The following is a 12092-nucleotide window of genomic DNA, read 5'->3' on the forward strand; positions in this document are numbered from 1 at the left end:
ATGAGTGAATCGAGTCATGTCGGCCTATGGAACCGCTGTCTTGAAATTATAAGAGACAATGTTCCTGAGTCGACATACAAAACATGGTTTGTTCCCATTGTTCCTTTAAAATATGAGGACAAAACGTTAATCGTACAAGTTCCCAGCCAGTTTTTCTATGAATTTCTGGAAGATAAATTTGTGGACTTGCTACGTAAGACGTTATATAAGGTTATAGGAGACGGCACTAAGTTGATGTACAATGTGCTGGTAGACAAAAGTTCAGGGACAACCGTGAACCAGGAGTCTACTACCCGCTCTACGGCTATCCCTCAGTCCGGACTCCCCCGGGTTGACGAAAGGAAAGCTCCGGGATTATTGCGTGCTCCGGCTGTCCAGGACCTCGACCCACATCTAAATCCGAACTATAATTTCGAAACCTTTATTGAAGGTTATAGTAATAAACTTTCAAGAAGTGTTGCCGAGGCCGTTGCCGAAAATCCAGCCAAGACGGTCTTTAATCCGTTGTTTCTTCATGGAGCATCGGGAGTAGGAAAAACCCATTTGGCCAACGCCATCGGAACTCGCATAAAAGAGTTGTATCCGGACAAAAGAGTGCTTTACGTTTCAGCACATTTATTTCAGGTACAGTACACCGATTCTGTGCGTAATAATACAACGAATGATTTTATCAACTTCTACCAGACAATCGATGTACTGATCATTGATGATATTCAAGAATTTGCCGGTGTCACCAAAACACAAAATACTTTCTTCCATATCTTCAATCACCTACACCAAAACGGCAAACAGTTGATATTGACTTCCGACCGTGCTCCCGTATTACTGCAAGGCATGGAAGAGCGTCTGTTAACCCGCTTCAAATGGGGTATGGTAGCCGAACTGGAAAAACCGACTGTAGAACTCAGAAAGAACATTTTAAGAAATAAGATTCATAGGGATGGGTTACAGTTCCCTTCTGAAGTAATAGACTACATTGCCGAGAATGTAAACGAAAGCGTGCGTGATTTGGAAGGCATTGTTATTTCTATCATGGCCCACTCGACTATTTACAATAAAGAAATCGATTTGGATCTGGCACAACGCATTGTCCGCAAAGTAGTCCGCAGTGAAACGAAAGCTGTGACCATCGATGATATCATTAATGTGGTCTGCAAACATTTCGACTTGGAATCATCAGCCATCCACACCAAATCAAGAAAAAGAGAAGTGGTACAGGCACGTCAGGTTGCCATGTATTTGGCCAAGACACATACAGACTTCTCTACTTCCAAAATCGGAAAATTCATAGGCAATAAAGATCATGCCACCGTATTGCATGCATGCAAAACAGTAAAAGGCCAGTGCGAAGTTGATAAAAGCTTCCGGTCCGATCTGGAAAACATAGAAACTTTACTAAAGAAAAGAAATATAAACAGTGAACGATAAACAGTGAACGATGAACATTTGCAACCAATCATGCAAGCTGTTCATCGTTCGCTGTTTATTAATCACCGCCAGTTATTGCCCATCATTCATAAAGCCTTGTTGGCGAAGTACTTTCAACAGATTTTCAGACATAAATTCATTATCCTTCTTTGTATAACGAACATCTGTGAACACTTGAGCCAAAGTCTCCTTATGATTCTCCTCTATAAACTGCTTATTCTCAGGTAAGGACTCCTTATAAGCATACAGCCGGTTTATATCTTCGGCTGTATAATCGTGATAACTCTCTTCATGTATGATACCTTCTATAGGCAGACGATCTACTTGTTTAGGAGATTCCGCCGGATATCCCACCGTTACAGTAGTAATGGGAAATACCAGTTCCGGCAAGTGTAAAGCATCGATTATCATTTGAGGATTGTAAGTAGTAGTACCCAAATAACAAATACCCAATCCGACCTCTTCGGCAAGCGTACAAAAGGTTTGTGCAACCAATAAAGTATCCATAGCCGCATTCAAAAAAGACATTAAATTATCATATCCCGGTTCCGCATTCCTTTCCTGACAATATTTGCAGAAACGGCGGAAATCTGCGCAAAATGTCAACACCACCGGCGCAGATTTTATCATCGGCTGATTAAAATGTGCCGGAGAAAGTATTTCTTTTTTCTCGGCATCACGAGTGACAACCACACTATAAAGCTGCATTCCGCCCATCGTAGAAGCACGAAATGAAGTTTCAAGCAAATCATTTAACAAATCCGACGTAATATCTTTTTGCTGATATTTGCGGATAGTTCTTCTGTTCTTAACTGTATCCATCATATCTTTTTTCTGCAAAGATATAAAAAGAATAATCATTCTATCTCATTTCCAATTTAGATTAATTTTCTTTTTGGAAAACTTCAGGCACTGAACAAAACCATCATTCATTTGTTTATCAATTGCTTATCATTTATAAACGGATAACTTAGTACCGGTTAATAAATTATCTCGTTTTTATTTTGATATACCAAAAAACATTCATAGCTTTGCAGGCACGTTTGTTAATGATAAGTAAGCTTCTACATATTTACTTATTAATAATGATATCTAAGACACATTGCATCGTGGAAAAGCAAATTTACTCTTACGAGGAAGCCTACGAAGAATCTTTACGATATTTTCAGGGCGATGAACTTGCTGCGCGAGTTTGGGTAAACAAATACGCAGTAAAAGACTCTTTCGGAAATATTTACGAGAAATCACCGAAGGACATGCATTGGAGACTTGCTAACGAAGTGGCCCGCATCGAGGCAAAGTACCCAAACGCACTAAGCTCCGAACAGCTGTTTGAGCTTTTTGACCATTTTAAGTATATCGTGCCGCAAGGCAGTCCGATGACAGGTATCGGTAACGATTATCAAGTTGCTTCACTTTCCAATTGCTTTGTGATTGGTATTGATGGTTCTGCCGATTCATACGGAGCTATCATCAAAATAGATGAAGAGCAGGTGCAACTAATGAAAAGACGCGGAGGTGTAGGTCATGACCTCTCCCATATCCGTCCCAAAGGTTCTCCTGTGAAAAACTCAGCCCTGACTTCTACCGGGCTGGTCCCATTCATGGAACGTTATTCTAATTCTACACGTGAAGTTGCCCAAGACGGACGCCGCGGTGCGTTGATGCTCAGTGTATCGATCAAGCATCCGGATTCCGAAGCATTCATTGATGCAAAAATGACAGAAGGCAAGGTTACAGGTGCCAATGTTTCAGTAAAGCTGGATGATGCATTCATGGCAGCAGCTGTAGAAGGCAGAAAGTATACCCAACAATACCCCATTGACTCTGACCATCCCACTACGGTGAAAGAGATCGATGCTTCCAACTTGTGGAAGAAGATTGTGCATAATGCATGGAAATCGGCTGAACCGGGCGTATTGTTCTGGGATACCATTATCCGTGAATCAGTGCCCGACTGTTATGCAGATTTGGGATATAAAACGGTTTCGACAAACCCTTGTGGAGAAATTCCTTTGTGCCCTTATGATTCTTGCCGCCTGTTGGCCATCAATCTGTATTCATATGTAGTCAACCCATTCACTAAAGATGCCTACTTTGACTTTGAGCTCTTCCATAAACATGTAGCACTGGCTCAGCGCATCATGGATGATATCATCGATCTGGAATTGGAAAAGATAGAACGCATCATGGAGAAGATAGATCTGGATCCGGAAAACGAAGAAGTGAAACACACTGAACGCGGTTTGTGGGAAAAGATTTATAAGAAGAGCGGTCAGGGAAGACGTACCGGTGTCGGTATCACTGCCGAAGGCGATATGCTCGCCGCACTCGGAATGCGTTATGGAACAGAAGAAGCGACTGACTTCTCTGAGAAAGTACACAAAGCCGTAGCACTGGGTGCTTACCGTTCATCGGTGGATATGGCCAAAGAGCGTGGTGCATTCGATGTATACGATACGGAAAGAGAAAAGAACAACCCGTTCATCAACCGTTTGCGCGAAGCTGATCCGGCATTGTACGAAGACATGAAGAAATATGGTCGCCGTAACATTGCGTGTCTGACCATCGCTCCTACCGGAACAACCAGTCTGATGACTCAGACAACCTCAGGTATCGAGCCTGTATTCCTCCCGGTATATAAACGCAGAAGAAAAGTGAACCCGAATGACACCAACGTACGCGTTGACTTTGTAGACGAAACCGGAGACGCTTTTGAAGAATACATCGTGTTCCACCACAAATTCGTGACCTGGATGGAAGCGAACAGTTACGATCCCGCCAAACGATATACTCAGGAAGAGGTGGACGAACTGGTGGCCAAGTCACCTTATTATAAAGCAACTTCAAACGACGTAGACTGGTTGATGAAAGTCCGTATGCAAGGCAAAATCCAGAAATGGGTAGACCACTCCATCAGTGTGACCATTAACCTGCCGAACGATGTAGACGAAGAACTGGTGAACCGCCTGTATGTCGAAGCATGGAAGTCCGGTTGTAAAGGCTGTACGGTTTACCGTGACGGTTCCCGTTCAGGAGTGCTTATCTCTGCGAAGTCCGACAAAGACAAGAAAGAAGAGCTTCCTCCTTGCAAGCCGCCAACGGTAGTTGAAGTACGTCCGCCGGTACTTGAAGCTGATGTTGTGCGTTTCCAGAACAATAAAGAGAAATGGGTAGCTTTGGTCGGCCTGCTCGACGGCAGACCTTACGAAATATTCACCGGTCTGCAAGACGATGACGAAGGAATCATTATTCCGAAAAGTGTAAATACCGGACGCATCATCAAGAATGTCGATGAGAACGGAAACAAACGTTACGACTTCCAGTTTGAAAACAAACGCGGATACAAAATGACAATCGAAGGTCTGTCCGAGAAGTTCAACAAAGAATATTGGAACTATGCCAAACTGATCTCAGGTGTGCTCCGCTGGAGAATGCCGATCGAACAAGTCATCAAACTGGTAGGTTCGCTACAATTGGACAGCGAAAACATCAATACCTGGAAGAATGGTGTAGAACGTGCGCTGAAGAAATATGTGCAGGACGGAACGGAAGCTAAAGGCAAAAAATGTCCGAACTGCGGAAATGAGACATTGGTTTATCAGGAAGGTTGCCTCATCTGTACCACTTGCGGTGCATCCAGGTGCGGATAAAAAACAAACCTGTAAATGATTAATATATAAGCAAAAGCGTTGAAAGGAGCCTCTTGGCTCCTTTCAATGTTTAATAACATAAACAACACAAACGTTTGCATACTATTTTAAAGTAGTTCGATGAAAGTAAAGATACGACATACGTAGAATATTTCTATACTTGCAAAATCATTAGTCAAAAATTAAATCTAATATATATGATAGTATCATTTCATATTGAGTATCGCACAAGTTGGGGAGAAGAAGTCAGAATATTAGGTTCTGTACCCGAACTTGGAAACAATGATCCGGATAAAGCTATCTCCCTCACCACAGTAGACGGTATCCATTGGAGCAGTGAAATAGCTCTTCAATCACCGGCAGAAGGAGTTATAGAATACAGTTATCACATTTATCGCGACAATAAGAACATCCGTACTGAATGGAACTCTTTCCCCCGGCGTGCCTACCTGCCTGCGGATGACAAAAAAAGTCTGCGCATCAATGATTGCTGGAAGAACCTTCCGGAGCAGCAGTATTTCTACAGTTCGGCATTCACCGAATCGCTTCTGGCACACCGTGACCGGAGTGCAACCCCCAAAAGTTACAAAAAAGGATTGATGATCAAGGCTTATGCTCCACGCATCAACGGCAACTACTGTTTGGCCATCTGTGGCAATCAGAAAGTCCTTGGCAACTGGAACCCGGACAAAGCATGGCCTATGAGCGACATCAACTTTCCGGAATGGCAAGCCGAATTGGATGCATCTAAACTGGAATTTCCATTAGAGTACAAATTTGTATTATATAATAAGGAAGAGAAGAAAGCTGAAGCTTGGGAAAACAATCCTAACCGTTACATGGCTACCCCCGAGATTAAAGCAAACGAAACACTGGTTGTTTCCGACCGATATGTCTACTTTGACGTTCCGGCCTGGAAAGGTGCAGGAGTGGCTGTCCCCGTATTTTCACTCAAATCGGAGAAAAGCTTCGGTGTAGGAGACTTCGGAGACCTGAAACGAATGGTGGACTGGGCAGTCAGTACCAACCAGAAAGTGGTACAGATCCTACCGATCAATGACACCACCATGACCCATACATGGACAGATTCCTACCCTTACAATAGTATTTCCATCTATGCTTTCCACCCGATGTATGCCGACCTTAAACAGATGGGTACCCTGAAAGATAAAGAAGTCGCTACCGCTTTCAACCAAAAACAGAAAGAGTTGAATTCACTTTCTGCCATCGACTACGAAGCAGTGAACCGGGGAAAATGGGAATATTTCCATCAGCTATTCAAGCAAGAAGGAGAAAAAATATTGGCTTCGAAAGCCTTCCGTGATTTCTTTGAGGCCAACAAAGAATGGCTGCAACCCTATGCTGCCTTCAGTTATCTGCGTGACGTATACCGGACACCAAACTTCCGCGAATGGCCTAAATATTCGGAATATAATGCACAAGAGATTGAAGAGCTTTGCCGTCCCGGTACGGAAGTCTATCCCAATATCGCCATCTATTTCTATATACAGTTCAACCTCCACTTACAACTGCTGGAAGCAACCACTTATGCCCGCGAGCACGGAGTGGTACTAAAGGGAGATATCCCTATCGGCATCAGCCGCAACAGTGTGGAAGCCTGGACAGAGCCCTATTATTTCAATCTCAACGGACAGGCCGGTGCCCCACCCGATGATTTTTCTGTCAACGGGCAGAACTGGGGTTTCCCCACCTACAATTGGGACGTAATGGAAAAGGATGGCTATAAATGGTGGATGAAACGTTTCCAAAAGATGGCCGAGTATTTCGACGCTTACCGCATCGACCATATTCTGGGATTTTTCCGCATTTGGGAAATCCCGATGAATGCCGTGCATGGATTACTGGGACAGTTTGTTCCCGCACTGCCCATGAGCCGTGAAGAAATAGAAAGCTACGGATTACCTTTCCGCGAAGAATTCCTGACGCCTTATATCCACGAGTACTTCCTCGGACAGGTGTTTGGTCCCCACACCGACTACGTCAAACAAACCTTTATTGAGCCGACCGACACGTACGAAGTGTACCGCATGCGTCCAGAGTTCGACACTCAACGCAAAGTGGAAGCTTTCTTTGCCGGCAAGAACGATGAAGACAGCATATGGATCAGAGACGGATTGTACGCCTTGATAAGCGACGTACTGTTTGTGCCCGACCGTAAGGACACGAACCTCTTTCATCCGCGTATCGGAGTACAGCACGACTTCATCTACCGTGCCCTGAACGATTGGGAGAAAGCAGCATTCAACCGGCTTTACGATCAGTATTATTATCATCGCCATAATGACTTCTGGCAACAACAAGCCATGAAGAAACTGCCACAACTGACTCAGTCGACCCGCATGCTGGTATGTGGTGAAGATTTGGGAATGATACCGGATTGCGTGGCATGGGTGATGAACGACCTACGCATTCTGAGTCTCGAAATCCAGCGGATGCCCAAGAACCCGGCTGAAGAGTTCGGTCGCCTGAACGAATATCCGTATCGCTCGGTTTGCACATTCTCTACCCATGACATGTCGACTTTACGCGGATGGTGGGAAGAGGATTATCAACAGACTCAACGTTACTACAATCAGATGCTGGGGCATTATGGTGCCGCCCCTGCCGTAGCAACACCGGAACTGTGTGAAGAAGTGGTCCGCAACCACCTCTACAGTAACTCCATCCTTTGCATTCTGTCACTACAAGATTGGTTGTCGATGGACGGAAGATGGCGCAACCCGAACGTGCAGGAAGAACGGATCAATGTCCCTGCCAATCCCCGTCACTACTGGCGTTACCGGATGCATCTGACACTGGAACAGCTCATGAAAGCCGAAAGCCTGAATGAGAAAATCAGAGAACTGGTTAAGCAAACCGGCAGAAATCCGGAAAAATAATATCCGTCAGTTTCCCAAGGAAGAAAAAGAACAAAGAGAGAAGAGCGAACCGGTGTGTTTTTCGCTCTTCTCTCTTGCTTTTCAGTAATATTCAGTATCTTTGCTGCACCAATGCACAAACAGTCAGAATGGGAGACGACAAAAACAAACGAATTGATTTTGTAGACTTAACGAAAGGAGTCTGCATCATCCTGGTGGTGATGGCACACATCGGTGGAGCTTTCGAAAAGCTCGATTACCATTCGATGATCGCCAGTTTTCGTATGCCCCTTTATTTCTTTATCTCAGGTATCTTCTTCAAGTCGTACGAGGGGCTTTTCGGATTCTTCATCCGGAAGATAAACAAATTGATCGTCCCCTTCCTCTTTTTCTATCTCAGCGCATTCCTCCTGAAGTATATTGTATGGAAAATTGCTCCGGGTGTATTTCAACTCCCGGTCAGTTGGACAGAGCTTTTAGTTGTGTTTCATGATCATGCCCTGATCAAGTTCAACCCTCCTATCTGGTTTTTACTGGCACTTTTCAATTGCAATATCCTGTTCTATCTGGTCCACAGCCTGCGCGACCGGAAGTTAGGTTTGATGTTTGCCCTCACCCTCCTGATCGGAATCGCCGGATTCTATATGGGTAAACACCAGATCGAACTGCCCTTGTACATAGACATAGCCATGACCGCCCTGCCCTTCTATGTGGCCGGATTCTGGATTCGCCGTTACAACTTTTTCCTCTTTCCCCACCGTTTCGACAAACTGATTCCGCTATGTATCCTGGCAGCCTTGGTCGTGATGTACTTCACCGCCACGTTTGTCGGTATGCGTACCAACAATTATGCAGGCAACATTTTCCAGTTCTGGGCCTCAGCGTTTGCCGGCATCTTTATGATTATGCTTTTCTGCAAAAAGTTTAAAAAGCTCCCTGTCATCTCTTATTTAGGACGTTACTCGGTCATTACATTGGGAATACATGCCCCCCTTTTACATTTCGAATATCCGGTTGTCAGCCGGTTTATCCATAATGAATGGGGACAAGCCATTGTCTTGCTATTGCTCACCCTGACAATCTGCATTGCCGCAACTCCCATATTTCTGAAACTGATTCCGCAGGCTGTGGCGCAAAAAGACTTTATCAAAACCAAGCAATCGCAACAACAGGAATCATAATTGCATTTATTATCTTATCTTTGCCAGAAGACAATATCAATCTTTATATTTATGACTACCCACTATTATATCTTTTTGGAAAACGTCCGTTTCTACAGTTATCATGGAGTAGCTCCACAAGAGACTGCGATTGGCAACGAGTTCATCATCAACCTGAGGTTGAAAACCGACTTTGGCAAAGCCACCGAAACGGATGAAGTAGAAGATACCGTCAGCTATGCAGACATACACGCCGCGCTGAAAGAAGAAATGGATATTCCCTCTAAACTGCTGGAACACGCCTGCGGACGAATCGTGAAAAGGCTCTTCCGGGACTTCCCGAAAATCAGTGAGATAGAAATCAAACTGTCGAAAAGGAATCCGCCCATGGGAGCAGACATCGACTCTGCCGGAGTAGAGATGCATTGCACGAGAGACTGAATCAACATTAATATACTAATACGATGAAAAACCTTTTATTAATCCTCCTGTTGTTGCTAACGGGAGAAATCAGCGCACAACAAACTGCGACAATTGTAGTCAAGACCACCCCGGACAACGAAATCGCTTACTGGCCTACAGGAAAAGATCACCTGTTCTTCATTACCTTGGGCACTAAGGCACAAGCTGACCCTCAGGGGCAGTTCGTTCATGAATTCAGCGTGAGCCGTCCCACTACGATTCATGTATGGGCCAAAGGGAATAATTCTTTCACGCTCTACCTGACACCAGGAAGCAAAGATACTATCGCTGTGGCCAAAGACACGATCAACTTCAGTGGCACCAACCGGGTCTACAACCGATGTCTGAAAGCGGTGGACGACTATCAGCAATATAGCGACAATCTGATATACATGCAGCCTCACGAACTCGAAGGGGTGACTTCATTGGAACAATATCATCAGTTGGCAGATGCCAGGATGAAACAGGCACTCGACTCTGTAAATGCCTCCGGACTTGATAAAGAGTTTCTCGCAGAGCAGCGTGCACACATCGATTACACCCATCGGTCTATCTTTCTGCACGTCGCAATGTATCTGGTGAAAAATGAAAACTTTACCGAAAATTGGCGCAAAGAACTTGCAGAAATCATCAATCAACCCGTAGACAGTGATTATCTGCGTTCCTACCGCGGAATCGGACTCTTTATAAACGACTTGATCGGCGCACAATTCATAAAACTGGAAAACGGCAAACCCGAAGAGATAAAGGACTATTGCTCCTTTCGCTTCGACCGTTACCGGAAATTCTTCAAAGGCGACAATCTGCAATATGCACAAGCGCTACTTATCTACGAAGACGAATTTCAAACAAGAAACACTCCCTCAATCCCCCAACTATACGAAAGATATAAGGCCGAATTCCCCAACAGCCCCTTTCTATCTGTTCTTGAACCGGGCGTTAATAAAAACCTCCGCTTCCAAAACAGCCGCATCGACGACAAGGACTATCACATTCTGCCTTGCGACTCCACAGTTGAAAATCTGGAAGATGCGGTAAAACCTTTCAAAGGCAAAGTGGTCTATATCGACGTATGGGCTACCTGGTGCGGCCCATGCATCAAAAAGTTCCAATACCTGCCCGCCCTCAAAGAAAAAACACATAACATGGACATTGTGTACCTATACATCTCGATAGACCGCCCTCAGGACAAGGAGAAATGGGAAAAAACCATCGGATATCACCAATTGAAAGGCTATCACTTATTGGTAAACGAAAAGTTAGGAAAATCGTTGTATGCCGAACTTGGAAACGAACGGCGAATACTAAGTATCCCCTGCTTTGTAGTTATTGATAAAACAGGAAAAATAGCTATCCGACACGCAGCCGCCCCGGACGAACCGGAAAAGGTAATAGAACAGTTGGGCACCTATTATAATGAGTGAAAACATATTCCCGGCCGGATCATTGGAAAAATAAAAACAGGCAAAAGCTTGACTTCTGCAAGAAAACAGAGTATCTTTGCCTATGTAATCATAAAGTATATTCGAATTAAAATACGGTAATAGGGAGGAATAAATGTTTCTCCCTATTTTTTTGTACCTGCATCAAAAAATTCCGGAAGAGCGTTGGTTTGAAGCCTGCAGAGCCGGTGTTCCCCCCATTTAGAGCCTGAGTTTTACTCATTCAGACGGTTGCTTCCGATACTTTTCCCGGTATGTCGGGACACATTTCCCGGCATGAAAATGTTTTTTCATCAGAAGATAATCTTTTTTCTCCTATTGATAATCAACGGCGGGAAAGATGAAGGCTTGGAAGTTAACAATACATAAATCTGCTCTTGACAAAAACAGAAAGATAAACGACAGGCAAAACCGATACGCCACAAAGTATATGTACCACCGAACACACAGAGGGCGCGGAGTTATTATATAGTAATTCTATATAATTAAAGCTCCGTGCCCTCTGTGTACTCTGTAGTGAAATATACTTGCAGCCGAATAGGCTCTTATTTCTTTCTCTTTCTTTTCTTTACCGATTCTACCGCTTCGGTAACTACCGGTTTGTTTTCGAAACGTTTCGTATAGCCGGAGTAGTCCGGATGTGTCCGTTCGTAATCCGGATCAACAAAGAGCGGACTCGAAATAATATGATCGGCAGTGGAACGGTTGCAGCAGAAAACAATGTTCTCTACACTTGCCAGACGGGTCAGTGCCTTTACATCCGTGTCGTGCGGTTGCAGGGTCATCGGGTCAGTGAAGAAGAAAAGATAATCGATCTCTCCGTCCACAATACGCGATCCCATCTGCTGGTCACCCCCCAAAGGACCTGACTTCAGAATGGTAAAATCCCATTCCACATCGGGATGTTTCTCTTTCAATGCTTCCAGTATCAGCGTACCAGTGGTACCTGTACAATAAAACTTATGTCCCATCAATAACTCCGAGTTCCAAAGAACCCATTCAATCAGGTCTTTTTTCATAGCATCGTGTGCTACCAGCCCGATTCTTCGAATTAGTTTTTCCATAACG

Annotated in this window: 8 protein-coding genes; 6 read left to right on the forward strand and 2 right to left on the reverse strand. The window is 44.3% G+C overall.

Going from position 1 to position 12092, the window contains the following annotated elements; translation table 11 throughout:
- Window positions 1-1428, forward strand: coding sequence for a chromosomal replication initiator protein DnaA (gene dnaA / locus R3O62_RS00005; RefSeq protein ID WP_005781424.1), 1428 nt, complete (start codon window positions 1-3; stop codon window positions 1426-1428).
- Window positions 1429-1500: 72 nt separating this feature from the next.
- On the opposite strand, the gene R3O62_RS00010 is transcribed toward dnaA, so the two are convergent.
- Window positions 1501-2289: an NADPH-dependent oxidoreductase gene (locus R3O62_RS00010; RefSeq protein ID WP_217737813.1), complete on the reverse strand. Its 789-nt coding sequence runs from the start codon at window positions 2287-2289 to the stop codon at window positions 1501-1503.
- 248 nt (window positions 2290-2537) lie between these two features.
- Here R3O62_RS00010 and R3O62_RS00015 point away from each other — a divergent pair, with 248 nt between their 5' ends.
- The 5 genes from R3O62_RS00015 to R3O62_RS00035 all read left to right on the forward strand — a co-directional run bounded on the left by R3O62_RS00015 (window position 2538) and on the right by R3O62_RS00035 (window position 11006).
- Window positions 2538-5081 (forward strand): adenosylcobalamin-dependent ribonucleoside-diphosphate reductase, encoded by a 2544-nt coding sequence (locus tag R3O62_RS00015; RefSeq protein WP_032539721.1) that lies wholly within the window; start codon window positions 2538-2540, stop codon window positions 5079-5081.
- 197 nt (window positions 5082-5278) lie between these two features.
- Window positions 5279-7981, forward strand: coding sequence for a 4-alpha-glucanotransferase (locus tag R3O62_RS00020; protein WP_317472521.1), 2703 nt, complete (start codon window positions 5279-5281; stop codon window positions 7979-7981).
- Window positions 7982-8109: 128 nt separating this feature from the next.
- The gene (locus R3O62_RS00025) at window positions 8110-9141 is read left to right on the forward strand and encodes an acyltransferase family protein (protein WP_005781433.1); all 1032 of its coding nucleotides are present in this window, start codon (window positions 8110-8112) and stop codon (window positions 9139-9141) included.
- Window positions 9142-9192: 51 nt separating this feature from the next.
- Window positions 9193-9561: a dihydroneopterin aldolase gene (folB, locus tag R3O62_RS00030; RefSeq protein ID WP_005781435.1), complete on the forward strand. Its 369-nt coding sequence runs from the start codon at window positions 9193-9195 to the stop codon at window positions 9559-9561.
- 23 nt (window positions 9562-9584) lie between these two features.
- Window positions 9585-11006: a TlpA disulfide reductase family protein gene (locus R3O62_RS00035; RefSeq protein WP_317472522.1), complete on the forward strand. Its 1422-nt coding sequence runs from the start codon at window positions 9585-9587 to the stop codon at window positions 11004-11006.
- 563 nt (window positions 11007-11569) lie between these two features.
- On the opposite strand, the gene R3O62_RS00040 is transcribed toward R3O62_RS00035, so the two are convergent.
- Window positions 11570-12088 (reverse strand): methylglyoxal synthase, encoded by a 519-nt coding sequence (locus R3O62_RS00040; protein WP_005781440.1) that lies wholly within the window; start codon window positions 12086-12088, stop codon window positions 11570-11572.
- Between the last annotated feature and the right edge of the window lie 4 nt (window positions 12089-12092).

Origin of the sequence: Bacteroides hominis, assembly GCF_033042785.2 — a bacterium.
GTDB lineage: Bacteria > Bacteroidota > Bacteroidia > Bacteroidales > Bacteroidaceae > Bacteroides > Bacteroides hominis.